Origin of the sequence: Pseudomonas sp. IAC-BECa141 (assembly GCF_020544405.1) — a bacterium.
GTDB lineage: Bacteria > Pseudomonadota > Gammaproteobacteria > Pseudomonadales > Pseudomonadaceae > Aquipseudomonas.
On record NZ_CP065410.1, the window covers coordinates 322,163 to 348,983 of the forward strand.

Here is a 26,821-nt window from a genome sequence, read left to right on the forward strand (position 1 = left end):
GCCTAGGCTTGCAGGCGCAGTCTGCGCACCCGTGGCCCGGTGTGCAGCGGCGCTGAAGATTCACACAGGACTTCAGGAAAAGACGTCGGCGTCCTTGAGGAGGGCGGCAGCCTGATCCTTGGCCGACAGTTTTGGCGCTTCATCCAGTTGCCAGTCGATGCCCAGGTCCGGGTCGTCCCAGCGAATGCTGCGCTCGGACGACGGGTTGTAGTAGTCGGTGGTCTTGTAGAGGAATTCGGCGAATTCGCTCAGCACCACGAAACCATGGGCGAAACCTTCCGGTACCCACAATTGACGATGGTTGTCGGCAGACAGACGCACCGCCACCCACTTGCCGAAATGCGGCGAGCTGCGGCGGATATCCACGGCGACATCGAGGACTTCGCCGACGGTGACGCGGACCAGTTTGCCCTGGGTGTTTTCCAACTGGTAATGCAGCCCGCGCAGAACGCCTTTCTGCGAGCGCGAATGGTTGTCCTGCACGAACTGCGTGTCGAGGCCGGTCGCGTCCTGAAAGGCCTGGGCATTGAAGCTTTCGTAAAAGAACCCGCGCTCGTCACCGAACACCTTGGGTTCGATGATCAGGACACCAGGCAGGTCAGTGGGGATTACATTCATCGGGATATTCCAGTGGCAGGTTTGAATGGCCGACATTCTTGCGCAAAGTGCCGTTGGGTGCGAGGGGAGGCATGCAAATCCATCTGCTTCGCTGCGTGTCGGGGGACGGATGGTCGGGGGTTGCTTATCGCCCGAAGCAATGGCGATATAGGCGCCTAATAAAATTTCAGGGGTCGTTCCATGTCGTTCGCCACGTTGATTCATCGCGCCAGTTTGCCCAGTCCTCAGGTTTCGCTGGAGCAGGCCCGGCATCTGCTGGCGCAGCATTACGGCTTGAACGGCACGTTACTGGCTCTGGGCAGCCAACAGGACCTCAATTACCGGGTCGACAGCGAGCGTGGGCGGTTCGTGCTGAAGATCTGCCGGGGCGACTATTCGCTGGTGGAGTTGCAAGCCCAGCATGCGGGCCTCAAGTACCTGGCCGAGCAGGGCGCGGTGAAGGTGCCTCGGGTGATCGCAGCCAGCAACGGCGCTGACCTGCTGACGCTGGACGTCGAGGGCGAGTCGGTGCATGTGCGGCTGCTCGATTACATCGAGGGGCAGCCGCTGACGGCCCTTGATCATCTTGGCCATGAGGTTGTCGCCGGCTTCGGTCGACTTTGCGGCGAAATGGATCTGGCCCTCGCCGGTTTCGATCATCCAGGGCTTGAGCGGACGTTGCAGTGGGATGCGCGCCACGCCAGCGCCCTGATCGAGCACCTGCTGCCGGTGATCGAAGACGAACGCCAGCGCGCGCTGATCGCCGAGGCTGGCGAGCAGGCCCGGCTTCGTTTGCAACCGCTGGTGGAAAAGCTGCCGGTGCAGGCGATCCACATGGACATCACCGATGACAACGTGGTCTGGCAGCGTGACGCACGGCGACACTGGCAGTTGCAGGGCGTCATCGATTTCGGTGATCTGGTGCGCACCTGGCGCATCACCGATCTGTCGGTCACCTGCGCCGCGCTGCTGCACCACGCCGCCGGCGATCCGTTCGTGATTCTGCCGGCGGTGCAGGCCTATCACGCGGTCAATCCGCTGCAACGCGAAGAGCTTCTGGCGCTGTGGCCGCTGATCGTGGCGCGGGCGGCGGTGCTGGTGCTCAGTGGCGAGCAACAGGTCAGCATCGATCCGGGCAACACCTACAGCCGCGACAACCTGACCCACGAATGGGAAATCTTCCGGGTCGCCACTTCGGTGCCGCTGGCATTGATGGAGGCGGCGATTCTCACGGCAGTGGGGCAGACGTTACCGGCCATTGACAGTGAAGGCTTTGCGCCGTTGTTGCCCGGTCTGGTCGGGCGCGAGTTCGCGTTGATCGATCTGGGGGTGTTGAGTGCGCACTTCGAGGCGGGCAACTGGGAGCAGCCTGGCATCGATCAGCGTCTGTTGAGTGAAGCCGCTGCTATCCACGGCCTGGCATCCAGTCGATACGGGCAATACCGGTTGTCGCGCACCCGGCCCGACAGTGCCGAAGAGCCAGAGACATTCCCGCTGCACGTTGAATTGCATGTGCCCCAGGGGTCTACGGTGGAAGCACCGTTTGCTGGCGTATTTCACCTGTCGGCTGACGGCGCGCTGCGACTCGACGGCCCGCAACTGAGCTTGCGTTTGCTCGGTGTGAAGCCTTCGTTGCACAGCGGCGCAGCGCTGGTCAAAGGTCAGGTGCTGGGTTCGGTGGACGGTCCGTTGATTGTGCAGTGGGTCCGCGATGCGCATCTGCAGGCGCCGCTGTTCTGTACACCGAGCCGTGCGCCGGCGTGGCAGGCGTTGTCCCCGTCGCCGGCAGCGCTGCTGGGCCTGGCCTGCGACGCCGAGCCGGAACTGGACGCCAAGACCTTGCTGGCGCGCCGCGACGCCAGTTTCGCCCGCACCCAGAAACACTATTACGTCGACCCGCCGCGCATCGAACGTGGCTGGCGCAATCACCTGATCGACATGCAGGGCCGCTCCTATCTCGACATGCTCAACAACGTCGCGGTGCTCGGTCATGGTCATCCGCGCATGGCGGCGGTGGCGAGCCGGCAGTGGTCGCTGCTCAATACCAACTCGCGATTCAACTATGCGGCGGTCGCCGAGTTTTCCGAGCGCTTGCTGAAACTGGCGCCGGAGGGCATGGATCGGGTGTTCCTGGTCAACAGCGGCAGCGAGGCCAATGACCTGGCGATTCGTCTGGCGTGGGCCGCCAGCGGTGGACGCGACATGATCAGCGTGCTGGAGGCCTATCACGGCTGGACGGTAGGGGCGGATGCGGTGTCGACCTCGATTGCCGATAACCCGCAGGCCCTGAGCAGTCGCCCGGACTGGGTACATGCGGTGACCGCTCCCAACACCTATCGCGGCGAATTTCGCGGCCCGGATTCGGCGCCGGATTACGTGCGCAGCGTCGAACAGCATTTGGCGAAGATCGATGAGCAGAAACGTCAACTGGCAGGGTTCATCTGCGAGCCGGTCTATGGCAACGCGGGCGGGATCTCGCTACCGCCGGGTTACCTGAAAAAGGTCTATGAAATGGTGCGCGCCCGTGGCGGCGTGTGTATCGCCGATGAGGTGCAGGTCGGTTACGGGCGCATGGGCCACTTCTTCTGGGGTTTCGAGGAGCAAGGCGTGGTGCCGGACATCATCACCATGGCCAAAGGCATGGGCAACGGCCAGCCGTTGGGCGCCGTGATCACCCGCCGGGAAATCGCCGAGGCGCTGGAAGCCGAGGGCTATTTTTTCTCGTCCGCCGGTGGCAGTCCGGTGAGCTGCCAGATCGGCATGACGGTGCTGGATGTCATGGAAGAAGAAAAACTCTGGGAAAACGCCCAGGTGGTCGGCGCGCACTTCAAGGCGCGGCTGGAGGCGTTGATCGATCAATATCCGCTGGTCGGTGCGGTGCACGGTTCCGGGTTCTACCTGGGGGTCGAGTTGATCCGCAATCGGGAAACCCTGGAACCGGCGACCGAGGAAACCACGCGGTTGTGTGATCGCCTGCGGGAGTTGGGAATTTTCATGCAGCCGACCGGTGATTATCTGAACGTGCTGAAGATCAAGCCGCCGATGGTCACCTCGCGTCAGAGTGTGGATTTCTTCGTCGACATGCTGGTGAAGGTGCTGGAAGAAGGACTCTAAGGCGTTTCGAACCCGTTAAATACCGATTTGTATCGATATTTAACGGGGTAAATTGGGATTGTTTTTTGTTTATGGCTTCTAAAGCCGATATTTATCGTTTATAAAGTTGCCATAGTCCGTCGTCCAATTCTGTACGGCGTGTTGAAAAAACCTCGACGGTTCCCTGGAGTCTGATCGACATGACCACCTTGAAAAGTACCCCACGCGCCGATGGCTTCTACATGCCGGCCGAGTGGGCGCCGCAAACCCAGACCTGGATGATCTGGCCCGAGCGTCCGGACAACTGGCGTCTGGGCGGCAAACCGGCTCAGGCTGCTCATGCGGCAGTGGCCAAGGCCATCGCGCGTTTTGAACCGGTGACCGTCGCGGTCTCCGCCGGCCAGTACGAAAACGCTCGTGCTCGTCTCGACGTGCCGAATATCCGTGTGGTCGAGATGTCCAGCGATGATGCGTGGGTCCGAGACAGCGGCCCGACTTTCGTAATCAACAACAGCGGTGAAGTGCGCGGTGTGAACTGGGACTTCAACGCTTGGGGCGGCTTTGACGGCGGCCTGTATTCGCCGTGGAACCGAGATTCCCAGGTCGGCGGCAAGATCCTCGAAATCGAGCGCAGCCCGCGTTACCGCACCGAAGGCTTTGTGCTAGAAGGCGGCTCGATTCACGTCGACGGCGAAGGCACTCTGATCACCACCGAAGAATGCCTGCTCAACCGCAATCGCAACCCGCACCTGGGCCGCGAAGAAATCGAAGCGGTGCTCAGCGAAAACCTGTCGGTAGACAAGATCATCTGGCTGCCGGATGGCCTGTTCAACGACGAAACCGACGGCCATGTGGATAACTTCTGCTGCTATGTGCGTCCGGGCGAAGTGCTGCTGGCGTGGACTGACGATCCGCAGGATCCGAACTACCCGCGCTGCCAGGCTGCGATGAAAGTGCTGGAAAGCAGCACCGACGCCAAGGGGCGCCCGTTCACGGTGCACAAGATGCCGATTCCGGGGCCGCTGTTTGCCACTGAAGAAGAATGCGCGGGCGTGGATCCGGTGGACGGCACCCAGGAGCGCAATCCGAGCGTGCGCCTGGCCGGTTCCTACGTGAACTTCCTGATCGTCAATGGCGGCATCATCGCACCGAGCTTTGACGACCCGATGGATGCTCCGGCCCGGGAGATCCTGCAGAACCTGTTCCCGCAACACGAAGTGGTCATGGTGCCGGGCCGTGAACTGTTACTGGGGGGCGGTAACATTCACTGCCTTACCCAACAGCAACCCGCGCCGCACAAAGAGTGAGTGCGGATGTAACAGCTTGAGTTGATTGGAAAAACGACCGGGCAGTCATTTGTTGCCCATGCTTGAAGAGAAACCCGCAGCCCGTCAGGACTGCGGGTTTCTTTATGTCCGCTGGTCGACAATTTGATTACGTTGGCATAGCTCTTGTATCGCTTATGGCGCACTAGGGAGGGGGGAGAACTTCAACGGTTCTGTCATAAACCTTGGATAACTTAGCCGCTCATGAACGGGGAGAGAGCGCTGAAATGAACGCCGAAGTGAACGTAATCAGCGAGCGGACGTTGCATCCCATGGCTGTAAATAGTGAGTCGCTCCAGATTGTCGCGCACTGGTTGAAGTCCAATGGAACGCGTCAGATCAGGGAACCTGATCCGCGCCGGATGATGATCGAGCGTTACCCCGCTGGCCTGTTCAGCGAGGCCGAACTGGAAGCACTCTGGGATGTGATGGAAGGATAAGAAGAACAAACAAGGATTGTAAAAAGCGCTGCCGGGATGGCAGCGCTTTTTTTATGGACGCGATATCAGAAGCTGTTGGGGTCGTTGACCACCAGGTTGACTGCCTTTCTGGCGATGACGGCTGGCGGTTTTGATTCGACCGATTGCCGCAACAGACTGAAAGTCATTCCGGCGTTTTTCCGCAGCGACCGAGGGACTAATGTGCCGGCATCTTTCCCATCCTTTGCCGGAGTTCTCCGATGGCTCTTCATTACATCTACGACCCGCTGTGTGGCTGGTGCTATGGCGCCAAACCGCTGGTGCAAGCCGCGCAGCAGGTGCTGCCGGTGATCGCCCACGCCGGCGGCATGATGACCGGTGCCAACCGCCAGAGCGTTTCGCCGCAACTTCGCAATTACGTGATGCCTCACGACCGGCGCATCGCCGAATACACCGGTCAGCCGTTTGGCGAAGCGTACTTCGAAGGTCTGTTGCGCGATCACTCGGCGGTGTTTGATTCGACACCACCAATTGCCGCTGTGATGGCAGCCGAAAAAATCGACGGCCGTGGCCTGGAAATGCTTGGGCGTTTGCAGACTGCGCACTATGTCGAAGGGCGGCGAATTGCCGACCAAAGTGTGCTTGTGGAATACGCGGTGACGCAGGGCTACAACGCCGAGAGGTTCTTGTATGCCTTGCAGTCCGTCGACACCGAACAACACATAAAGAACAGCCGCGCCCTGTTGGCAAAACTGGGTGGGCAGGGTTTTCCAACTTTCGCACTGGAACAGGACGGTCAATTCGCATTGGTTGATATCGGGCCGTGGCTCGGCAAGCCAGAGGCCTTTGCCCAATGGTTGAGGGAGTCGTTTACACCGGCGCGAGGGACTGAAAGCCTGCCGGTCTGTGGCCTCGACGGTTGCGCATGATCCCGCATTAAAATCCCTGATTGCTGGCAGTTCCGTGCAATCGGTCATCGCAAAATTTACTTTTTTTAGACGTTTTTCGCCTATTTAAAGACGATTCTTGAAATTGACACATTGTTGAGGGCGCGGCTACGATTCGGCCCAACGCCTGTGGCTAACCGCCATGATTCAAAATCAGGAGCAGGCCCGCCATGACATTGTCTTGAGCGGGTCTTTTTGTTTCGGGGTGAATAAAAGAGTGCACCAAGCGCCGTTTCAGCCGTTCGACACAGCGCGTTTCAACCCGTAATAAGGAAAACAAGATGTTGAACAAGCGAATCAGTTTGATCGCACTGGGGATGTTGAGCGCCACTCAGGCAATGGCTAACGACCAGGCCGAGTCCAAGGGTTTTGTGGAAGACAGCAGCCTCAAAGTGCTGCTGCGCAATGCCTACATCAATCGTGACTACAAAGACGGTCGTAAAGACAAAGCCGAGTGGGGCCAGGCGGCCATCGGTACGTTCTCGTCCGGTTTCACTCAAGGCACCGTAGGTGTGGGTGTGGACGCTTTCGGTCTGTATGCACTGCGTCTGGATGGTGGCGAAGGCCATACCGGCGCGCAGGGTATCGACTTTTTCAAGCAGGGCGATCACCCGCCAGGCTCAAGCGATAAAGCCGCTCATGACCTGTCCAAGGGCGGCGCGGCCGTCAAATTCCGTATTTCCAACACCGTATTGACTTACGGCGACCAGATGCCGGCCCTGCCGGTGCTGAGCTATGACAACGTGCGTCTGTTGCCGGAAAGCTACACCGGTACCTTGATCACTTCCAAAGAGATCAAAGGCCTGGAGCTGAATGCCGGTCGTTTTACTGCCGAATCGCGCAAAAGCGCTGAAGGCCGTGACAGCGGTGGTCTGAAGTCGATCAACGTGTTGGGCGGTAGCTACCAGTTCACCGAACAGTTCAAGGCTGCGCTGTACGCTTCCGACGTCGAAGACGTGCTGAAGAAGCAATACGTGAACGCCAACTACGTGTTCCCGATCGACAAGGACCAGTCCCTGACCCTGGACTTCAACGGCTACCGCACCAAGCTGGACAACTCCTATGTCCGCGAAAATGGTGTGACCGGCGACGACAACAAGATCTGGAGCCTGGCAGCAACTTTCGCCACCGGCCCGCACTCGTTCACCGTGGCGCATCAGCGCTCCACTGGTGACAGCAACCTGGGCTATGCCTATGGCGGCTATCAGAAAGAACAAGGGCGCGTGGGTGATGGCGGCAATACCATCTACCTGGCCAACTCCTACTGGTCCGACTTCAATGCTGAAGACGAGCGCAGCTGGCAGTTGGGTTACGGTCTGGACTTCACGGCGTTCGGCGTACCGGGTCTGAGCTACAACTTCGCGTACGTGCGTGGCGACAACATCACTACCTCCACCAGCACTGGCGGTACCGAGCGCGAATATTTCAACCAGTTCAAGTACGTCGTGCAAAGTGGCCCGGCCAAAGACCTGAGCATCAAGCTGCGTAGCTCGATCCTGCGTGTGTCGCAGAAATCCAGCGAATACAACGTCAGCGGCAACGAACTGCGTGTGTTCGTGGATTACCCGATCAACGTCTTCTGATGATCGATTGACCCGCAAGACGCGACAGAAAAACCCCGACTCGTTCGGGGTTTTTTTTGACGCTTTTTGAAAAAACAGCATAAAAACCCGTGTTTTTGTCATTTGAAATGCACTTTCAGGTGGCTTCAAATCGCGTTTCAAACAGCACTTTAAATGCCTGAAATTCTTTCTCATGGACGCAAATTCTCCACCTAATAGATTAGGCCGCTCAACGCAGCGGAGAATTGGGTAATGATCGTTTTAACCAGAGAAGTGGGCGAATCGCTACGGCGCGACAAGTACGCCAATGTGCAGGGTGCTGACTTCAATCTCTACGGTCATTTCGCCGACTTCGTCAGACTGACCAAAAGTTGGGAAAACATGGAGCCTGACAGTTACTACGGTCAGGCCGAAGCCGGCATGCGTTACCGTCGTTACAGCGACTTTGAATACAACCCCAAGACGCGCGAACTGAAGCAGCTGGAACATCGCGCGTACGTGCAGTCCAAGGCCAACAACAGCTATGTGGGCGGTGTGGTGCGGCACTTCCAGGACTTCTCGGACGAAGTCATCAGTTCGCCGGTGATGCGCAGCCTGATCGACACCGATTTCGAAGTGTACAAAAGCGTGTTGCCGGAAGAGTTGCACGATGAAATCTGGCAATGCCAGATCCATCAGATCCGTATCGAGATCAAACCCGGCAAACAACTGGAAATCACTCCGGAGGGGATTCACTGCGACGGCTATCCGTTCAGCGGCGTGCACTTCTGGGGGCGCAACAATGTCGAGGGCGCCGAAAGCCGCCTGTACGACATTCACGAGCAGCAACTGGCATCGACCACTTACCAGGAAATCCTCGACACCACGTACTTCCTCGACCGCGACATGCGCCACTACGTGACACCGGCACGCAACACTCACTCCCACGCCATGGCGTACCGGCAGATCCTGGCGATTTCCTTCTCGCGGCCCGGGACCGCTTTCGACATTGTTCGCTAATCAGATCACCCCAATCGACGGCGTCGAATGCTCGACGCCGGTGGTGCTGCGGCGCGCGACGGCCAAGGACGCACAGCGCATGGAGCGTTTCTTCCGCCAGTTCGACGAGGTGTCGTTCTGCGAATGGCAGGACGCCAAATGCCTGCGCGGCGTGCTGATCCAGAAAACTACCACGGCCTATCTGGCCTTCGATGTCGAAGGCGAGATCGTCGGCGCGGTGCTGGGTGGCATGCTCGGCAGTCGCGGCACGATCAACCATCTGGCGGTCAGTCTGCGCTATCGCAGCCAGGGCGTCGGCCAGCGGCTGGTGGAAGCGGCGTCGGCCGACATGAAACGGGTCGGTGTGCTGCGGATGTTCCTGTTCGTCGATGATGCTAACCTCGCGGGCAAGCGTTTCTGGACGGCCCAGGGTTTTTGCGAACCTCATGGCGAGCGGACATTTGAGAGGGATCTATGAATGAAACATCCGGCAGTGCGCCGCTGATGGTCGACCGTCAGCCGTCGCGCACCTTTGCCGAAGCCAGCCCGGTGGTGGCCGGTTACTTCACCGTGTCGTTCGTGTTCGGGCTGATGGCGGTCAACGCGGGGCTGCCGCTGTGGCTGCCGGTGGCCATGTGTCTGTTCGTGTATGCCGGGGCTTCGCAATTCGCGGCGCTGGCGCTGATCAGCAGCGGGGCGTCGCTGACCACCATCGTACTGACCACGTTTCTGATCAATGCGCGGCACATGCTGATGTCGGTCTACATGGCAAAAGCCCTGCGGGCGCTGGGTCTGAGCCGCATGGAGCGCTGGTGCTACGCCGGCGGCCTGACCGATGAATCGTTTGCCTTCCACAGCGTCAAACTCGGCTCCGGTGCGCCGGTGAATATCCGCTATCTGATCGGCTTCAACCTGTTCTGCCACACCTCCTGGGTGATCGGCGGATTGCTCGGCGCCCTGTGTGCGCAGTACGCGTCGCACCTGATCAAGTACCAACTCGATTACGCGCTGACCGCGATGATGCTCTACGTGCTGGTCTCGCTGTGCAACACCCGCAACAAGCTCATCGCCGCCATGGCCGCCGTCGTCTGCATGGGCGCTCTGAGCCTGGTGGGCAGCTCGCCGTTCAACGTTTTCATCGCCACGTTTGTGGGCTGCGGAGTGGGTGTATGCCTGACCAAACGTTCCTGATTCTGGTGGTCGCGCTCATGATGGCCGTGACCTTTCTGCCTCGGGCTCTGCCGCTGCAGGTCAACACCGAGCACTGGCCGCCCTTCGTCGCCCGGGCGCTGGAATACCTGCCGGTGGCGATCGTCGCTGCGATCAGCCTGACACCCTTGTTGATCAAGGATCAGCACATACAGCTCGATCGCCCGGAATTTTATGCAGCGATTCCGACGCTGTTATGTGCGTACTTCAGCAAAAACCTCTTTCTCAGTGTGGCGGTTGGGACGGCTGCGTACATTGCGCTCGGCTCGTTCATGTAGCGGAAGATCGACCACGTCGTTCAACGCCTGGCCGGACAGGTCCGGGTTGTTCACCGCCAGGCGCACTTCGAGGAAATCCTCGAACCCGGGGAAGATCGTCAGGCCGTTTTTCTGAGCGGCCTCGCGAGAGACCATGCCGATGGCGTCCATCTGCGTGATGAGCGACAAGGTCAGCGTTTCGCTGCAGGAGTAGATCGTCCGCTGACTGTTCTCGTAATTGCCCAGCCCGGCGTCGAGAAAACGCAAAAAGCTGTGGGAATACGGACAATCTTCTGCCGGACGCACCTGAAACTTGTTGCCGAGCAACGTCAGCGGATCGTTCTCCTGACCACAGTGCGCGCCGACCACCTGCACCTGCACTTCCGGCAGGACAATGCTCGGCAAGCCCGGACGCTGCGGCCCGATCAGCACCGCCAGATCGAAATCCTCGTTCTTCAGCTTGCTGAGGTTTTCCATCGATTCGGCGTAGCTGAATTCCATCTGATAGTCGGGAAACACCTCGATCAGGCGTCCGATCAGTCGCCGGTTGAAATCCGGGTCCAGTGTAGTGTTCAACGCCACTTTCAGCGTGCGCTGTCCCGGCACCTTCAACGCTTCGACTTTCTCTTCCATCTGCCGCGTGGCAATCAGCACTCTGTCCATATAGGGCGTCAGCTCCGTGCCTTGCGGCGTCAGCGTCAGCCCCTTGTTGGATCGTCTAAACAAGCGGAAACCGAACTGCTCTTCGACCTTGTTCAACTGTGCGGCCAGGGCCTGCACGGTCAGGCACGAATGCTCGGCTGCGGCCGACAACGAGCCGGTCTGCACGATGCGCATGAGGTTGCGTAAGGTTCTGCTATCCATGGGTAATGCCCTCTGAAGTGGGCTGGGTATTGTTGTGTACGTGACGGCCTGAACGGCTCCATTTGCCGGCTATATTCCTGTACCTGAGCATAGTTGTCGCGCAATTAGTAGCGAATTGATGTCCGCGCCGATGGCTGGAGGCTGACACAGGATCGGGGTTTTTGGCGACGCGGGGGTGATTGGGGTCAAAAAAAGTGCACGACGCGAAGGAGTCGGGCACTTTTTTGTGCGGTTGGGTTACAGCGGCTGGGACAATTTCGTAAAGCCATCTCGCGCTGTTCTGCGTTGATGTCGGAAGCCTCCTATTGAAAGACAAGAACGGGCTGATTTATTAGCGCAGTACAAGTGGCTGAAATATCAGGCAGTTACTTTCGGGACTTTTTCAGTCCGAGGCCATTGGATATCCAGGCAATGCCGGCATCCGCGAAGCTAGCGAGAAGGTGCCAATGAATTTGCCTTGGAGCATGGCGTTACCTGAACAAAAGAACTGGAAGGATCATGGTTTACCGGACATTCGGGACATTGATCCCGAGTTGCTGACTTCTGCGATCAGAGAACGTCCGGGCGCCGAGAGTCTGGAGGCTGCATGGGAGCAAGTTGCCAAAGGCTTCGGACTTCATGACGGCCTCAATTCGACTGTGATTGAGACACCCATTTGCCCAGTTCTGGTGAGGCGCGAGCACTTGTTGCACATTGTGGAAAAACGTCCGAATGCTCGGGAGCGCTTCACAGACTTCGCGCAAGACACCCTGAAAAAACCGTTAGAGATCTGGAAGATTTCCTACGATGACGACTCTTTCCGGCTCTCATATATCGGTGCCTACAACACGAAATACCAGATGCTGGTCGTGATCCATATCGATCATGGCAACGTACTCTGGAACTTCATGAACTGTGAAAAAAAGGGTCTGAACAAGCATCGGCATGGAGAGCTACTGTTTCAACGTTACCGATGGTCCAAACAAAAAGGGCAGCCTTGATAGGCTGCCCTTCACGAAAAAGTTGCTTGATATTGTGCTCCCTCAAGCAGGGGAGAAGAGGTCTCACCCGAACGCTGATTTTCAGGTCATCAACGGGGTTCCTAACGCCGACTATAGCCACCTGATGGCAGTCGGTTTCGCGCTCTTGGGGCCGATTCTCGGCCACTGAATTCGATGTGTCAACCCGAGACTTCAGGGGGTAACTGGGAGCGACGTAGGTGTTTCAATTCATTACACCACCTCACAAATGAAGTACCCCGCCCCTACTTTTTCCCCTCCCGGCACGCGCCTAAATTGAGCTCCAACACCTGACCATCATCCCGAGGGCAGGTCACTGGAGTAGTCGTCATGCCATTTGTCAGCGTACGCATCACCCGCGACGGCGTTACCCGTGAGCAGAAAGCTCAGGTGATCGCCGAAATCACTGAAACCCTGGAACGCGTCCTCAACAAACGCCCGGACCTGACCCACATCGTGATCGAAGAAGTCGACACCGATAACTGGGGCTACGCCGGCATCACCACCACCGAATACCGCCGACAACTGGCGGAACGGGGTCAGTCATGACCCCGACCGTGACCATCGATTTCGTTTCCGACGTGGTGTGCCCCTGGTGCGCACTCGGGGCGACAGCGCTGGAGCAGGCGATCGGCAATCTGGCCGGCGAGATTTCGGTGGAGCTGACCTACAAGCCCTTCGAACTCAACCCGGACATGCCCGCCGAAGGTGAACCGGCCGTGCAGCACCTGATGCGCAAATACGGCCGCACCGCCGAAGACGTCGCTGCCGGCAAGAAGATGCAGATCGAACGCGGCAAGGCCATCGGTTTCGAGTTCGACCTGGAGAAACGCACGCACTTTCACAACACCTTCGACGCCCATCGCTTGCTGATGTGGGCGGCGCAGGAGGGTCGGCAAGTCGCGCTGAAAAAGATCCTGCTACGCGCTTACTTCCGCGACGGCGACAACCCCAACGATCACCCGACGCTGATTCGTCTGGCGACCGAAGCGGGGCTGGATGCGGCGAGGGCTCGCAAGGTGCTGGCCAACGACGAATTCGCCAGCGAAGTGCGCCAACTGCAGGCGTTCTACCGGCGGCACGGGATCAACTCGGTGCCCGCGCTGATCCTGAACGGCAAGCACCTGGTGTCCGGTTCGCAATCGGTCGAGTACTACGAACAAATGCTGAAACAACTGGCTATCGCCTGATTCAACACCCACTTATTGATTGAGGATTTCATCATGAGCAACTCGAAAAAAACCGTTGTTATCACCGGTGCTTCCCAAGGTCTGGGCGAAGGCATGGTCAAGGCCTTCCGTGAGCTGGGCTACAACATCGTCGCCACCTCGCGCTCGATCAAGCCGTCGAACGACCCGCAGATCCTCACCATCGCCGGCGACATCGGCGACCCGGCCACTGCTCAACGCGTGATCAGCGAAGGCGTGGCACGCTTCGGCCGCATCGACACCCTGGTCAACAACGCCGGTATCTTCGTCGCCAAACCGTTCACCGCCTACACCCCGGAAGACTACGCGGCGGTGCTGTCGGTCAACCTCAACGGCTTCTTCTACATCACCCAACTGGCCATCGCCGAGATGGAAAAACAGGGCAAGGGCCACGTGGTCAACATCACCACCAGCCTGGTCGACCATGCCATCGACGGCGTACCCTCGGTCCTCGCTTCCCTGACCAAGGGCGGCCTCAACGCCGCCACCAAATCCCTGGCCATCGAATACGCCAAACGCGGAATCCGGGTGAACGCGGTATCGCCGGGCATCATCAAAACGCCAATGCACGGCGAGGAAACCCACGCGGCACTGGGTGCGCTGCATCCGGTTGGGCACATGGGCGAGATCGACGACATTGCGCAGGCGGTGGTGTATCTCGATAACGCCAACTTTGTGACCGGTGAGATTCTGCATGTGGATGGCGGGCAGAGCGCTGGGCACTGATTGATCCGGTAACACAAAGCCCTCGCAGCGATGCGAGGGCTTTTTTGTGAGCGGCGGATTACGGATCTGGACTCAACACTTTGACCGCATCATCGACCAGCGCCTTGCTCAACTCCTGCAAATATTGCGAGGCGCAGGCGTGGAGTTCCGGGTCGTTGGCGGCAGAAGTATCCGAGGTGAGCAGTTTGGAAATATGAAGCAGATGCGAGGCGTGGGAGAGGGCGGTAACGACCGGGACGCCGGGGTTGGTGCGGAAGAGTGCGTGGTTGGACTGGAAGGAGAAATGGGTGAGGCCGAGGGTTTTCAGATCGTGGGGGTTGGTCATGGCTTCACCTACCGTTGGCTGGTTGGTGGAAGGGGCAGACTCTGGACGGATCGATGCTAATCATTTGTGAAACTCCCTGTATCAAATGAGCGCTACCACTTCGTTCTCAGGCGAAAGGGTGGCAGCTATGCGCAGGCTGAGAAACCGGAGATACAGGAACCCGGCAGACCCGAAGGTCTCCCACGCACAGCCGCCATTGCACGGAAATGCAGGCACAAAAAAACGCCGGCAAACGTGGGTCGGGGCGCTGGTGCGCCTGCATCTTACGCGGGTTCTCAGGCCCGGTCGCTGAATTGGCAGCGACGGGATTGACGGTAGCTTGAGGGAGGGGGAGAGCGCAATCGTGGCCAGGTGGTGGCGGGGAGGCCGACATAATCGCATGCAACACTTATGTTGCATGGGTAACAAATATGTTGCACGGTCGCTCTGCCGAAATAGCGCGTGATGCGCATAAGCGACATCGAGTTTCAGCGATGCAGCTAGGCCACAAGGGTGAGACTGAGTTTGTACCCCATGAGAGGAAACGTGATGTTCGAATATGCGTTGGAAGTCCACCAGGAGCCGGGCAGTGTCTGGTTGTCCTGCGCAGAAATTCCAGAGATGCTCGCCGCTGGCGACACCCTCGAGGAAGCACTCGACGGCGCCATAGATGCAATGGAAACAGCCTTATCGATCTACGTTGATGATCGCCGGTTGATTCCGACAGGTGATGCGGGAGAGCAGGAAAGTGACGCGGTATTGCGTCTGCCTGCACTGACTGCTGCGAAGGTTGGGCTCTGGAATACGCTTCTGGAGTCTGGGGTCAGCAAAGCTGAACTGGCACGACGCTTGGGTGTACAACGACCCCAGGTAGATCGATTAGTCGATTTCCTGCATCACTCCAAGATCGAGAATGTCGAGCGTGCATTGCAGCAGCTTGGGCGCCGGATTTTGCTCTCGGTTGAGGCTGCGTAGGATTGGAGAAAAGCCCCCGACAGCGATTGCTGTCGGAGGCTTTTCATTTGGCGCGGAAAACCCAAACCCCAGAAACAACAAAGCCCCTGCATTTCTGCAGGGGCTTTGTTTTGTATGGTGCCGGCACCAGGAATCGAACCCGGGACCTACTGATTACAAGTCAGTTGCTCTACCATCTGAGCTATACCGGCGTGTGGGCGACGATTATAGCGACTCGGGTGCTTCTGTAAACCCCTGAATTCAGACTATTTTTGCGCCCTCTTCGAATCACGCCCGGCGCAGGACGTTGCGCAGTTTTTGTACAGCGCGCCAGGCGCGGCTGTTTTGCATGGCTCGCAGTTCGGCTTCGGCTTGTTCGGCGCGTTGCAGGGCGGTTTCCAGTGCCGGGTTTACCGGGTGGGCGAGGTTGTGGCCTTTGCACAGCTGGAAGTTGTCGAGGTTGCACGGTGGCAGGTCGAACGCGGGTTTGAGGTTGATGTGTTCGTTGGCGAGGAAGAAGCTGTTGAGGCCGTCGAACAGGACGTTGGTGTAGCCGGCGTCGGTCACCAGGTGTTCCCAGGTGTGGTCGCGCTCCCATGGGGTTTCGATGAGGATGATCCATGGGCGGAATCGACTGAAGTCCATGCCGCGCAGGACGGTTTCTTCGTGGCCTTCGACGTCGATTTTCAGGAAGTGGATCGGCCGCTCGGCGGCGTGTTCTTCGCAGATCGAAGTCAGTGTGCGTGCGTTGACGGTGAGGCTTTGCACGTTCATGCCGAGGTTTTTGCGCTCTTGCGCAACGACCGGGTCAGCGGTGGACAGGCCAGTGTCGGGAATACCGAAAAAGGTCAGTTCGCCCGGCTGGTCGCTGGCCACGCATTGCAGCGTGGTGTCGCGGGGGCGATGCTGGCGGAGTGCGTCGTAGTAGTTCTGCATCGGTTCGACATTGATGCCCTGCCAGCCACGATCGTAAAAGGCCTTGGTGACCGAGTCGTGGATCGGGTCATTGGCGCCGACGTCGATATAAAAACCGTTTTCAAAATATTGCAGGGCGCGCCAAAGGCGAACGTCCTCGAAATTCTGTGCGTAAGAAATGAACGTCACGGTCGCTTCCTGTCGGTCAGATTTTTTCTTGTTCGGGCGTGCGCTACCTGCACGGCGTAGGTCTGTATAACAAGGGCGGTGGGCAGGCGCAATTGCCGGTTGCCGGCGTCCGCGATTCGGCGGTTATGTCCTTTTATTCGAAGGCTTATGCACAACAGGCTTTGTAGAGAACGCGCTTAGGCAGGTTTTTGTGAGCGGGTTCTCATTTGAGTTGCAAATCCCTGTTTTGCCGGTTTTTTCTTTTCGTGAACAAAAAATGACCAAGGCTGTTAATGGCCTGAAACAGCCGTGGATATTGGATCCACGACAATTCCATCAACAGAGTTATCCACAGGCTGTGAAGGATTAATCGCGTTCTGCCAGCAACAGGAAATTGCGCGGTGTGAGCGGCGCCTCGCAGAAGGTGCCGAGACGTACGACGTATCCTTGTTCGGTGAGGAAAAGTGCCCGATCCAGATTCAGCCAAAGCTCCAGCGGCCGTCGGAACAGTCCGCGCAGCAATTCCAGGTTGCGAACTTCGGCCAATCGCTGCCAACCAGCGGCTTCCAGTGCTACCCAATCTGGCGCGCCAACTGTGGATAACTCTTTCAACGCTGCCAGATCGCGGCAGTAATCGGCGAACGGTTTGTCCAGCCAGGCGCTCGGCAGGGACGGCGTCGGCAAGTATTCGTCGACGCCACGCACTTGCCGTTGCAATAGATCAAAGGCCAGTCGGCGGGCCATGGAGGCGTCACGCTGACGTCGGACGCGGGCACCAGCCGTGACGGTTTCGCTCATAGGCAGGGACAGATCTTCCAGCGAGAGCTGCAGGGCTGATCGCGAACCGGCGCAAGATAGCGCCTGATACTCCGTGCGACTGATCCGGTTGTAGCAACACGGTGCGATGGCCAATTGTCGGCAACCAGCCGCCGAAGCCAGTTGCATCAGCCGCACGTGCAAGTCACCGCATGCGTGCAGAGCGACGGGCGTGTGCTCGGCGCTCAGCAACAATGCGGTGTTCGCCGCAAGCACATCCTGCTCGACATGCAGCGCATGCAAATGATGACGCTGACTCAATGCCTGACCGCTGGCGACCAGCGCCGGGTCATATTCCAGGCATGTGAGTTGCTGACCAGCACCGAGCAGACGCCTGCCCAAGTGGCCTTTGCCCGAACACCAATCCAGCCAGTGCTTCGGTTGCGCGGCAAACGACAAGCGACTGGCGAACGCCTCGATCTGCTGCCATTTGCGCCCCGGCACATCGATATTCAGGCGATGTCCGGCGGCTTCCAGCGTATGCGCAGGCAAATCACCCACCGAACCCAGCTCAAGCGACAACGTTGCCAATGAAGCAAACGGCTCCGGCGAATCTATAAGTTCGGCAGGTTGGTTGTGGGCGTTTTCCGCATCTTCCAGCGATCGCCTGCGTAGCCACGAGGCCAGTTCCGGGTAGGACGCTTCCCAAGGCAGTTGCAGATGAGTGAACGGGCGGGGCTTCCACAGCGCCTGATGCGCTGTGAGAAATGTATCCAGTGCCGTGAAACGGGCGAGCAGATCCTCGCCCATCAGCACGTCAGAAGAATCAGCGCCCCTGGCACGCATCGACGCGCAGCCAGCGTTCAAGCAGCTTGAAGCCGCGAACCAGCACGTAGGCCATCACCAGGTAGAACACACCGGCAGCGAAGAAGATCTCCACCGGCAAGTAAGTGCGGGCAATGATCGTGCGCGCCATGCCGGTCAGTTCCAGCAGAGTCACGGTGCTGGCCAGGGCGCTGGCCTTGAGCATCAGGATTACTTCGTTGCTGTAGGCCGGCAGACCGATGCGCGCGGCACGCGGCAGGATGATGTAGAACAGTGCTTTCGGCCGTGACATGCCCAGTGCCCGTGCCGCTTCGATCTCGCCCGGCGGAATCGCCTGGATCGCGCCGCGCAGGATCTCGGCGATGTACGCTGCGGTGTGCAGGGTCATGGTCGCAGTGGCGCACCAGAACGGGTCGCGCAGGTATGGCCACATCGAGCTGTTACGCACCGCATCGAACTGCGCCAGGCCGTAGTAGACCAGGAACAGTTGAACCAGCAACGGCGTGCCACGGAAAAAGAAGATGTAGGCGTAGGGCAAAGCGCGCACGTACCACAGCTTCGAAGAACGGGCGATACCCAGCGGAATTGCCAGCAGCAAACCGGCGATCACGGCGATGGCCACCAGTTCCAGGGTCAGCGTCGCGCCCTGGGCCAGTTTCGGCAGCCATTTGATGATGACTTCCCAATTCATTGAGCGCTCCTCGCGAAGCCGCGTGCGGCGCGTTTTTCCAGCAGATGCATGCCGATCATCGCCAGCACGGTCAGGCACAGGTACATGAGCGCCGCCACCATATAAAAGGTGAATGGCTGCTTGGACACGGTCACGCCGATCTGCGCGTGACGCATGATTTCTTCCAGGCCAATGACCGACACCAGCGCGGTGTCCTTCATCAGGATCATGAAAAGGTTACCCAGGCCGGGCAGGGCGATGCGCCACATCTGCGGCATGATCAATTTGGTGAAGATCCGCCATTTCGACAGGCCCAGGGCCACGCCGGCCTCACGGTGGCCTTTGGGAATGGCGAGGATCGCGCCACGAAACACCTCTGTGGCGTAGGCGCCGAAGCACAGGCCCAGCGCAATGACGCCGGCGGCAAAGGCGCTGAGTTCCAGTTCGGGATTGCCGAGGAACTCACCGAGCGCGCGCATCGCGTTGACCGTACCGAAGTAGATCAACAGCACCCAGAGCAATTCCGGGACACCGCGCACCAGGGTCGAATAGGTTCCGCCAAGCCACTGCAACGGCTTGTACGGGGAAGTCTTGGCCAAGGCGCCGAGCAGACCGAGCACCAGCCCCAGGCACAGGGCCGAGAGTGCCAGTTTGACGGTCATCAGCGCACCGGCGAAGAGCGCCGGGCCGAATCCGTGGAGGTCGATAATCATGGATTTCTTTTCAAATCGCGGCAGGCAAGGCCGGGGATCGGCGCCGCCATGTGACGGTGCCGATCCGGCAGGTCAGGATCAGTAGATGCTGAACGGGAAGTACTTGTCGTTGATCTTCTTGTAGGTACCGTCGGCGACGATTTCCTTCAGTGCAGCGTTCAGCTTCTCGCGGATCGGGTCGCCTTTGCGTACAGCGATACCGATCTTGTCGCTTTCTTCCACCGGGTCGCCTTTGAATTCGTAGGCTTTGCCAGCGTCGCTTTTCAGCCATTCGTAGTTGACGTATTTGTCGGCGAGGATGCCGTCCAGACGACCGGAAGTCAGGTCGAGGTAGGCGTTTTCCTGGGTGTCGTAGAGTTTCACTTCGACGCCCGGCATGTTGTCTTCCATGTACGTACCGGCGAGGGTCGCGCGTTGGGCACCGATCACTTTGCCTTTCAGGGAGTCCTTGTCGGTCTTGAACTCTTTATCCTTCGGCGCGATGAATTGCAGCTTGTTGGAGTAGTACGGGTCGGTGAAGTCCACCGCTTGCTTGCGCTCGTCGGTGATCGACATCGAGGAAATCAGGAAGTCGAACTTCTTGGCGTTCAGGGCCGGGATGATGCCGTCCCAGTCCGAGGTGACTACGGAGCATTCAACTTTCATCTTGGCGCACAGGGCGTCGCCGATGTCTTTATCGAAGCCGACGACGTTGCCGCTGGCGTCTTTGTTGTTGAACGGCGGGTAAGCCGCTTCGATGCCCATCTTCAGGGTCTCGGCCATGGCACCGGCGCTGAACGCGAGAGTGACGGCGGCGGCCAGGAAGACCTTTTTGTAGTTCTGCATGCGGGTAGCTCCGTTAGCGGTTGCTGGACATGAATTGTTTGCAGCGCGCCGAAAGCGGGTTCTCGAACACCTGCTGTGGCGATCCTTGCTCTTCGACCAGGCCCTGGTGGAGGAACACCACTTCGCTGGAGACCTGACGGGCGAATCCCATTTCATGGGTCACGAGCAGCATGGTGCGGCCTTCTTCGGCCAGTGCGCGGATGACATTAAGTACTTCCTGGACCATTTCCGGGTCAAGGGCGGAGGTGGGTTCGTCGAACAGGATCACCTTTGGCTGCATCGCCAGTGTGCGGGCAATCGCCGCGCGCTGTTGCTGGCCGCCGGACAGTTGCGCCGGGTAGGCGTGGCGCTTGTCGGCGATGCCGACCTTGGCCAGCAGCGCTTCGGCGACTTCGATGGCTTCGGCCTTGCTCTGGCCGAGCACGCGGCGCGGGGCTTCGATGATGTTGTCGAGCACGCTCATGTGCGGCCATAGATTAAAGTTTTGAAATACAAAACCAATCTCGGAGCGCAGGCGATTGATCTGTTTGCCGTCGGCGGCAACCAGTTCGCCATTCTTGGCGGCCTTGAGCTTGAGTTCTTCGCCAGCGACCAGGATCTGGCCCTGGTGCGGGTTTTCCAACAGGTTGATGCAACGCAGGAACGTGGACTTGCCGGAACCGGAGGAACCGAGGATCGAGATCACATCGCCGTCGCGGGCGGTCAGCGAGATGCCTTTGAGCACCTCAAGCTGTCCGTAGCGTTTGTGCAAGTTGCGGATTTCAAGCGCGGGCGTGGCCTCAGCCATGTGCGTTCCTCATATATGTTGCGCTCCTGCTGTTGGTTGGCCTTCCTGGCGAGGCGGCCAAGCTAGCATAGCGTTTCAATGGCAGCCAACAGCGCTACGAGCGGTAAACGGATGGCGTGTGGCAGGTTGTCGCATCGGCGCAGCAGACTGTCGCCCCATCAACAACCGAACGGGTGTTTGAACGTGGATTCCCGTGGGTGTCGCGTAAAAAAAGGCGCGATGTTGCCACCTTTGGCGGGGTGTTGGAAGCGCTAACCGGCCGAACGTTCCTCATTCGCCCTTTTATTGTGCATCCCGTACTTTTTCAGTGTGTTTCTGGTGCGCTGATTCGTTTGAAAAGTGGGTCGCAGGGTAACGCTTTGGCGAAAGGCCATTATTCTCAATGACTTGCGATGACTGTCCGGTCGCGCTGAAAACCGCAGGCCAGAAGACTTTGAAACATTTTGGCGCAATTATTGCGTGCAGAATTCGGAACGCCCCGTTGGATTCTTTTTACGAGAAGGAACGCCAGACGGGCCGGACGCCATCGCTTTCCTCGCAAAGGTAGTTTCAATGAGCAGTACCCAAAGCTCCAATGGCCTCGAACAGGGGCTCAAACCGCGTCATGTGACCATGCTGTCGATCGCCGGGGTGATCGGTGCAGGTCTGTTCGTAGGCTCCGGCCATGCCATCGCCGCCGCCGGTCCCGCTGTTCTGCTGGCTTACGCCGCTGCTGGCGCGCTGGTTGTGCTGGTCATGCGCATGCTTGGCGAGATGGCTGTCGCCTCGCCTGACACTGGCTCGTTCTCGACTTACGCCGACCGTGCCATCGGTCATTGGGCCGGTTTCACCATCGGCTGGCTGTACTGGTGGTTCTGGGTTCTGGTGATTCCGCTGGAGGCCAACGCCGCCGCAACCATCCTGCACGCCTGGTTTCCGAGTGTGGAAATCTGGGCATTCGCGCTGATCATCACCATGCTGCTGACCGTGACCAACCTGTTCAGCGTGAAAAACTACGGTGAGTTCGAATTCTGGTTCGCCCTGCTCAAAGTCGTGGCGATCATTGGTTTCATCATTCTCGGCGTCGCGGCCATTTTCGGCTTCCTGCCGAACAGCCAGGTCAGCGGCGTTTCGCACATCTTCGACACCCAGGGCTTCCTGCCGAACGGCATGGGCGCGGTGCTGGGCGCGATCCTGACCACCATGTTCTCCTTCATGGGTACTGAGATCGTGACCATTGCGGCCGCGGAATCGAAGAACCCTGGCAAGCAGATTTCCAAGGCCACCAACTCGGTGATCTGGCGGATCGGCCTGTTCTACCTCGTATCGATCTTCATCGTTGTGGCTCTGGTGCCATGGAACGATCCTGCGCTGGCCAGCCTCGGTTCCTACCAGACCGTGCTTGAGCGCATGGGCATCCCGAATGCCAAGATGATCGTCGACATCGTGGTACTGGTCGCTGTGACCAGCTGCCTGAACTCGGCGCTGTACACCTCTTCGCGCATGCTGTTCTCCCTCGGCAAACGTGGCGATGCTCCAGCCATGTCGACCCGCACCAACAAGAGCGGCACCCCCTACTGGGCGGTGATGCTGTCCACCGGCGCGGCGTTCCTGTGCACCTTCGCCAACTACGTGGCCCCGGCTGCGGTGTTCGAGTTCCTGCTGGCCAGCTCCGGCGCCATCGCACTGCTGGTGTACCTGGTGATCGCGATTTCGCAACTGCGCATGCGTAAACAACGCGTGGCTCGCGGCGAGAAAATCGTCTTCAGCATGTGGCTGTTCCCGGGCCTGACCTACGCGGTGATCGTATTCATCGTGGCGGCCCTGACCATCATGCTGTTCCAGGAAGCCCACCGCGTGGAAATCCTCGCGACCGGCCTGCTGAGCCTGGTGGTTGTCGCGACCGGCCTGCTCGTGGCGCGTCGTCGCAAGGCAGAAAACCGTGGTGCGGTGGTGTTGAACTGATCCGTATCGCGTCATGCAAAACGGCCGCTGTCAGCGATGACAAGCGGCCGTTTTTGTTTGCGGGCGAGGTTTATTCGCTCTTTTCTTCCTGCGCTTCGAGCGACTGGCCGTAGGTGTCCAGTGCCTTCCCGAAATCGGTGATGAACTGCGGCTCGCTCAACCAGGCCTGGGCGGTCTCGCGATCCATTCCGTCGGCCCACATGCGGTAGTCGATCAGCATGTCGGCGGCCAGGTGAGTGGCGGCCATGCCTTCGTCGTCAGCATTTTCCATGTCCAGCAGTTCAGGATGGTCGACGATGATGAACGCCAGCTCCCGTAGCAGGGTCAGCAGCATTTCGTCGCGGCTGACGGCTTCGGCGTCGCGCATTTTGCTGAACATCGCCAGGGTGTATTCCGGGATCGGCTCCGCCAGGTGACCGTGGTCATCGTCCAGGGCCAGAGGTTTGCGGCCGACCATGCGGATCTGCTTGGCTTTGGCCTTGGCGCGTTTGGCGCGTTTCTGCTGCTTGTTCAGGGATGCCATGGGAACTCAGTTTTTCTGTTGGGTTTGTGCGGCGATCGCGTCGGACGCGGCCACATAGTCTTTCTGGAATTCAGGCGACTCGATCCAGGCCAGGGCGCCGGCTTCGTCGGTTTCGGTGGACCACTGGCGGTACTCGATCAGGGCGGCGAGGATGAAATCCATCGCGCCTTCTTCGCCTTCCTGCTCGTACACCAGCTCCAGCAACGGGTCCTCGAGGAATGCGGTGCACATGGCCTGCTGGCTGATCTTCTCGGCGTCGATCATTTTCTTGAACAGTTCGGTCAGGTCCACCGATTCGAAATCGATGCGGTCGTCGTTCGGGTCCAGCTCGACCGGTGCTTCGGCACGCTTGGTGCGGTTCTGCCTGGCTTTGGTCTTGGCTCGGGCGGCGCGTTTTTGCTGCTTGTTGGCGGAAGCCATGGTGTGTGTTCCGTGGTGCGTTAAAGGGCTTGGCTGCGTGGGATTTTGCGCCCCGGGGTGTCGGAGGCCAGTTCGCCGGTCTGCAGCCAGGTCAGAGCGATGGGCCATAGTGTGGCTTGGTATGCGCTGCGAAAAAAGGCGAAATGTCCGACTTGCTGTTCACCGATGTCCTGCGGCTCGATTCGCAGGTGGGTCCTTTGCGCGTTGTGAAAGTAAGCGAGCAGGCGTTCGATGGCGGCAATCGTGCCGTAGGGATCGTCGCTGATGCTGATTGCCAGGGCTTTGGCCCGGACGTTGGCGAAGGGCAAGTCGGTCATCGTTCTGCCGCTCGGGCGCCGCTCATAACGTGCGTCCGGCGTGCTCCAGTCGCGCACCACGCCGGCGGGGGTGTCTTCCAGCCAGCCAAGCCGTTTGCCCGGAAAGTAGCCACAGAACAGCGTGACCAGCGGCATCAGCAGGTGCCATTTGCCGAACATCCGCCAGCGGTGCTCGGGCGCGTAATCGCGCCAGTAAGCGAATTGCGCGCCGACCGTCACCAGTCGCCGGATTATCTTCCCGGACGCCCCCAGGCCTGCTGCGCAGCCACCGAAGCTGTGCCCGACCACATCGATCGGCTGCCCGGGGAACTCCCGCTGCGCGCGTTTGAGCATCGCCTCGAAATCCAGCGCGCCCCAATCCGTCCATGAAGCCTGCAAATGCCTCATCGATTTCGGTCGTGATTCACCAATGCCCCGGTAGTCGTAAATGATCACGTCGAAGCCGTTGGCGAAAAGGTACGCCGCGAAGCGCGAATAGTGACGGCAGCGCACGGACGTGGCGGCGTTGATGATTACCACTGGGCGTTGTGGGTCTGGTGAGGCGTGACGCCAGGTGAAACCGCCGAGCAGATAACCGTCGGCGGCAGGTTCCCGAAAGGGGGCGTCCTGAACATCGCTTGCGAGTGTGGTTCTGTTCCGGGCAGCTTCCAGTGCGTGCGTGTCTTGAAAACCCATGGCTCTCGACCTTCGCGGAGTAGCTGCCAACGATAGTCCCAGCTGGCTCGGTGAACAATCCGTCGGCGATCAATCAGCCGTCTGATCGCTCAAGCGCTCTTCCAGCAGCGTGTGTTCCCGATTCAACTCCGCTCTTAACTCCTCTTCGCTCGGCAGCACCAGTTTGTAGCTGCTGGCGAACAGTTGTTCATTACCCTTGAGGATCGTGTAGCGCGCCACCGATTCATTTTGTTGGGCACAGAGAATGATCCCCACCGTTGGCCCGTCGCCCTCGCTACGTTTGAGGTCGTCGTACATGCGGATGTACATGTCCATCTGGCCTACGTCCCGAGCACTGAGTTTGCCGCGCTTCAGATCGAGGATGACGAAGCATTTGAGCAGGTAGTTGTAGAACACCAGGTCAATGTAAAAATCATCGTCGCCAGCGCTGATGCGTTGCTGGCGACCGACAAAAGCGAAGCCTTTGCCCAGCTCAAGGAGAAATCCCTGGAGCTGGTCGATCAAGGCTTGCTCCAGTTCGGATTCCTGAAGCTTGCCCGGTGATGGCAGGCCGAGAAATTCCAGCAGGACCGGGTCGCGGATGAATTCCCGGGGATTGCTTTTCATCGCGGCAATGTTGGTTGCGGCCTCTGCATAGACGTCGGTTTTGTCCCGACTCATCAACAGACGTTCGTAGTAGAGGGTGTTGATCTGGCGATCGAGGGCACGGCTTGACCAGTTTTGCGCAGCGGCTTCGTTCATGTACCACTGCCGGGCGGGTTCGCTTTCGACCTGCAATATCCTGCGGTAATGGGTCCAGCTCAATTCGAGACGCAGTGCGTCTCGAATTGGAAAGAGCTGATAAAACTGCCGCATTTTTCGAAGATTGGTAACGTCGAAGCCTTTCCCAAAGTCTGCAGTCAGCTCCTTCGCCAGCGTAGCCAGAAGCTGTTTTCCGTACCCCGCACGCCGGGCTCCCTGTTGCTCGAACTCGACAATGTGTCGCCCGATCTGCCAGCAGGTCTGGACTTGAATTGTGTCGACCGTTCGCAGCACTTTCTGCCTGGCCTCGCGTATCAGGTCGCCCAGATCGCCCAGCAGCGACTCAAGTTTTGAATCTTGTGGTTCAGCCGTTTCCAGTTGGCTCATCAGGTCTTCCGGCTCGGGGTGAACAGAAGCAAGAGCATGCCAATTGTTCAGGGCCTGGGGATGCCGGCCGTGTCTGATGCCACTGAAGGAAGAGTGGGCGGGTTTTGCGAGATCAGGCTGACGGAGTCCGCGAACGAGGAGTACGGCGTGTAGTCCTTTTCGTATCAACCGCAACTCCCAATCGTTCTAAAACCCACCCCGCAAGACAAAATCTAAAAAGAGGTAACGATTGGGTTCCGCGAGAGCCCGGGAGTCGTCCTCATGAAACGTGTTCTTTCATTCGTGCTGCCCGTTGCCGCTGCTGCGGTGCTGCTGTTTCCGGCCATGGCGCAGGCTGCGAGTCTGGAGCCGATCGACAGCTCCGCTGTGCAGGCTCAGCAGCAAGAACAAAACGGCGTTCGCTATCTGGCTGGCGGGATTGGCGAAGATGAGTCGAAAGCCATTCAGCAATCCGCGGGCTACAACCTGCACATGACGTTCGCCGTCGGCATGCAAAACCAATACACCGCCGATGTCGACGTGATGATCCAGAAAGCTCCGGGTCAGACCGTGCTGACGCTGAATCAGACCGGGCCATTGGTCTACGTGCAGTTGCCGCCCGGCAAATACACGGTCGTGGCGACCCGCAACGGTGAAACACGCCGGGATGCGGCCGAAATAGGCGGCGGTGCTGCGCGCAATCTGGTTTTTCACTGGAATGACAACAGCTAGTAG

29 protein-coding genes and 1 tRNA gene are annotated in these 26,821 nt (G+C 59.0%); 16 read left to right on the plus strand and 14 right to left on the minus strand.

Annotation, left to right across the window (positions count from 1 at the left end; translation table 11 throughout):
- Positions 1-72: 72 nt before the first annotated feature.
- On the minus strand, positions 73-618 hold the full coding sequence (rfbC, locus tag I5961_RS01435; protein ID WP_085698029.1) for a dTDP-4-dehydrorhamnose 3,5-epimerase: 546 nt from the start codon (positions 616-618) through the stop codon (positions 73-75).
- A gap of 180 nt (positions 619-798) precedes the next feature.
- Between rfbC and I5961_RS01440 the strand changes: the two genes are divergently transcribed.
- The 9 genes from I5961_RS01440 (at position 799) to I5961_RS01480 (ending at position 10,408) form a co-directional block, all read left to right on the plus strand.
- On the plus strand, positions 799-3,711 hold the full coding sequence (locus I5961_RS01440) for an aminotransferase (RefSeq protein ID WP_227234132.1): 2,913 nt from the start codon (positions 799-801) through the stop codon (positions 3,709-3,711).
- A 179-nt stretch (positions 3,712-3,890) separates the two neighbouring features.
- Positions 3,891-4,997, plus strand: a complete 1,107-nt coding sequence (gene aguA / locus I5961_RS01445) for an agmatine deiminase (protein WP_007952634.1) — start codon at positions 3,891-3,893, stop codon at positions 4,995-4,997.
- Between the two features lie 245 nt (positions 4,998-5,242).
- Entirely contained in the window at positions 5,243-5,455 is a 213-nt protein-coding gene (locus tag I5961_RS01450; RefSeq protein ID WP_007952633.1) for a hypothetical protein, read from the plus strand.
- Between the two features lie 239 nt (positions 5,456-5,694).
- Positions 5,695-6,363: a DsbA family protein gene (locus tag I5961_RS01455; protein WP_227234133.1), complete on the plus strand. Its 669-nt coding sequence runs from the start codon at positions 5,695-5,697 to the stop codon at positions 6,361-6,363.
- A gap of 299 nt (positions 6,364-6,662) precedes the next feature.
- Positions 6,663-7,964 carry an OprD family porin gene (locus tag I5961_RS01460; RefSeq protein WP_085698033.1) on the plus strand — a complete coding sequence of 434 codons (1,302 nt, stop codon included), beginning with the start codon at positions 6,663-6,665 and terminating at the stop codon, positions 7,962-7,964.
- A 231-nt stretch (positions 7,965-8,195) separates the two neighbouring features.
- Positions 8,196-8,942, plus strand: a complete 747-nt coding sequence (locus tag I5961_RS01465) for a 2OG-Fe dioxygenase family protein (protein ID WP_011331995.1) — start codon at positions 8,196-8,198, stop codon at positions 8,940-8,942.
- 79 nt (positions 8,943-9,021) lie between these two features.
- The gene (locus tag I5961_RS01470) at positions 9,022-9,399 is read left to right on the plus strand and encodes a GNAT family N-acetyltransferase (RefSeq protein WP_007952618.1); all 378 of its coding nucleotides are present in this window, start codon (positions 9,022-9,024) and stop codon (positions 9,397-9,399) included.
- Positions 9,396-10,112: an AzlC family ABC transporter permease gene (locus I5961_RS01475; RefSeq protein WP_227234135.1), complete on the plus strand. Its 717-nt coding sequence runs from the start codon at positions 9,396-9,398 to the stop codon at positions 10,110-10,112. The genes I5961_RS01470 and I5961_RS01475 overlap by 4 nt, the downstream gene beginning before the upstream one ends.
- Positions 10,091-10,408 (plus strand): AzlD domain-containing protein, encoded by a 318-nt coding sequence (locus tag I5961_RS01480; protein ID WP_007952614.1) that lies wholly within the window; start codon positions 10,091-10,093, stop codon positions 10,406-10,408. The genes I5961_RS01475 and I5961_RS01480 overlap by 22 nt, the downstream gene beginning before the upstream one ends.
- Here the strand turns inward: I5961_RS01480 and I5961_RS01485 are convergent.
- Positions 10,325-11,251: a LysR family transcriptional regulator gene (locus I5961_RS01485; protein ID WP_085698035.1), complete on the minus strand. Its 927-nt coding sequence runs from the start codon at positions 11,249-11,251 to the stop codon at positions 10,325-10,327. The two genes, I5961_RS01480 and I5961_RS01485, sit on opposite strands and share 84 nt — an antisense overlap.
- A 446-nt stretch (positions 11,252-11,697) precedes the next feature.
- On the opposite strand from I5961_RS01485, the gene I5961_RS01490 reads away from it, so the two are divergent.
- The 4 genes from I5961_RS01490 (at position 11,698) to I5961_RS01505 (ending at position 14,183) form a co-directional block, all read left to right on the plus strand.
- A complete protein-coding gene (locus I5961_RS01490) occupies positions 11,698-12,231 on the plus strand; it encodes a PBECR2 nuclease fold domain-containing protein (protein ID WP_227234136.1) in 534 nt (177 codons plus the stop codon).
- A 348-nt stretch (positions 12,232-12,579) separates the two neighbouring features.
- The gene (locus I5961_RS01495; RefSeq protein WP_007952610.1) at positions 12,580-12,798 is read left to right on the plus strand and encodes a tautomerase family protein; all 219 of its coding nucleotides are present in this window, start codon (positions 12,580-12,582) and stop codon (positions 12,796-12,798) included.
- A complete protein-coding gene (locus tag I5961_RS01500) occupies positions 12,795-13,439 on the plus strand; it encodes a DsbA family oxidoreductase (RefSeq protein WP_227234138.1) in 645 nt (214 codons plus the stop codon). The genes I5961_RS01495 and I5961_RS01500 overlap by 4 nt, the downstream gene beginning before the upstream one ends.
- 33 nt (positions 13,440-13,472) lie before the next feature.
- Positions 13,473-14,183 carry an SDR family NAD(P)-dependent oxidoreductase gene (locus tag I5961_RS01505; protein ID WP_085608639.1) on the plus strand — a complete coding sequence of 237 codons (711 nt, stop codon included), beginning with the start codon at positions 13,473-13,475 and terminating at the stop codon, positions 14,181-14,183.
- Positions 14,184-14,241: 58 nt separating this feature from the next.
- Here the strand turns inward: I5961_RS01505 and I5961_RS01510 are convergent, their stop codons facing one another.
- Complete coding sequence (locus I5961_RS01510) at positions 14,242-14,508, minus strand: DUF3077 domain-containing protein (RefSeq protein WP_085698038.1); 267 nt, start codon at positions 14,506-14,508, stop codon at positions 14,242-14,244.
- Between the two features lie 528 nt (positions 14,509-15,036).
- Here I5961_RS01510 and I5961_RS01515 point away from each other — a divergent pair.
- Positions 15,037-15,462 (plus strand): type II toxin-antitoxin system HicB family antitoxin, encoded by a 426-nt coding sequence (locus I5961_RS01515; RefSeq protein WP_227234139.1) that lies wholly within the window; start codon positions 15,037-15,039, stop codon positions 15,460-15,462.
- A 115-nt stretch (positions 15,463-15,577) separates the two neighbouring features.
- Here the strand turns inward: I5961_RS01515 and I5961_RS01520 are convergent.
- From I5961_RS01520 to I5961_RS01550, 7 genes are all read right to left on the minus strand, one after another.
- Positions 15,578-15,653: transfer RNA gene (locus I5961_RS01520), tRNA-Thr, on the minus strand.
- 76 nt (positions 15,654-15,729) lie between these two features.
- A complete protein-coding gene (locus I5961_RS01525) occupies positions 15,730-16,545 on the minus strand; it encodes an FkbM family methyltransferase (RefSeq protein WP_227234141.1) in 816 nt (271 codons plus the stop codon).
- A gap of 345 nt (positions 16,546-16,890) precedes the next feature.
- Positions 16,891-18,126 carry a methyltransferase gene (locus I5961_RS01530; protein WP_227234143.1) on the minus strand — a complete coding sequence of 412 codons (1,236 nt, stop codon included), beginning with the start codon at positions 18,124-18,126 and terminating at the stop codon, positions 16,891-16,893.
- Positions 18,107-18,796, minus strand: coding sequence for an ABC transporter permease (locus tag I5961_RS01535; RefSeq protein ID WP_007952568.1), 690 nt, complete (start codon positions 18,794-18,796; stop codon positions 18,107-18,109). The genes I5961_RS01530 and I5961_RS01535 overlap by 20 nt, the downstream gene beginning before the upstream one ends.
- Positions 18,793-19,488 (minus strand): ABC transporter permease, encoded by a 696-nt coding sequence (locus I5961_RS01540; protein ID WP_085698042.1) that lies wholly within the window; start codon positions 19,486-19,488, stop codon positions 18,793-18,795. Before I5961_RS01540 ends, I5961_RS01535 begins: the two co-directional genes overlap by 4 nt.
- A 78-nt stretch (positions 19,489-19,566) precedes the next feature.
- Entirely contained in the window at positions 19,567-20,313 is a 747-nt protein-coding gene (locus I5961_RS01545; RefSeq protein WP_085684088.1) for an ABC transporter substrate-binding protein, read from the minus strand.
- 13 nt (positions 20,314-20,326) lie between these two features.
- Positions 20,327-21,100, minus strand: coding sequence for an ABC transporter ATP-binding protein (locus tag I5961_RS01550; RefSeq protein ID WP_007897462.1), 774 nt, complete (start codon positions 21,098-21,100; stop codon positions 20,327-20,329).
- A 552-nt stretch (positions 21,101-21,652) separates the two neighbouring features.
- Between I5961_RS01550 and gabP the strand changes: the two genes are divergently transcribed.
- Positions 21,653-23,044: a GABA permease gene (gene gabP, locus I5961_RS01555; RefSeq protein ID WP_085698043.1), complete on the plus strand. Its 1,392-nt coding sequence runs from the start codon at positions 21,653-21,655 to the stop codon at positions 23,042-23,044.
- Positions 23,045-23,114: 70 nt separating this feature from the next.
- Here the strand turns inward: gabP and I5961_RS01560 are convergent, their stop codons facing one another.
- The 4 genes from I5961_RS01560 to I5961_RS01575 all read right to left on the minus strand — a co-directional run bounded on the left by I5961_RS01560 (position 23,115) and on the right by I5961_RS01575 (position 26,107).
- Complete coding sequence (locus tag I5961_RS01560; protein ID WP_085698044.1) at positions 23,115-23,567, minus strand: hypothetical protein; 453 nt, start codon at positions 23,565-23,567, stop codon at positions 23,115-23,117.
- Between the two features lie 6 nt (positions 23,568-23,573).
- On the minus strand, positions 23,574-23,987 hold the full coding sequence (locus I5961_RS01565; RefSeq protein WP_085698045.1) for a hypothetical protein: 414 nt from the start codon (positions 23,985-23,987) through the stop codon (positions 23,574-23,576).
- A 20-nt stretch (positions 23,988-24,007) separates the two neighbouring features.
- The gene (locus I5961_RS01570) at positions 24,008-24,979 is read right to left on the minus strand and encodes an alpha/beta fold hydrolase (protein ID WP_085702714.1); all 972 of its coding nucleotides are present in this window, start codon (positions 24,977-24,979) and stop codon (positions 24,008-24,010) included.
- A gap of 69 nt (positions 24,980-25,048) precedes the next feature.
- A complete protein-coding gene (locus tag I5961_RS01575; protein WP_085702713.1) occupies positions 25,049-26,107 on the minus strand; it encodes a PDDEXK nuclease domain-containing protein in 1,059 nt (352 codons plus the stop codon).
- Positions 26,108-26,368: 261 nt separating this feature from the next.
- Between I5961_RS01575 and I5961_RS01580 the strand changes: the two genes are divergently transcribed.
- Positions 26,369-26,818, plus strand: a complete 450-nt coding sequence (locus tag I5961_RS01580; RefSeq protein WP_085702712.1) for a hypothetical protein — start codon at positions 26,369-26,371, stop codon at positions 26,816-26,818.
- The last annotated feature ends 3 nt before the right edge of the window (positions 26,819-26,821 follow it).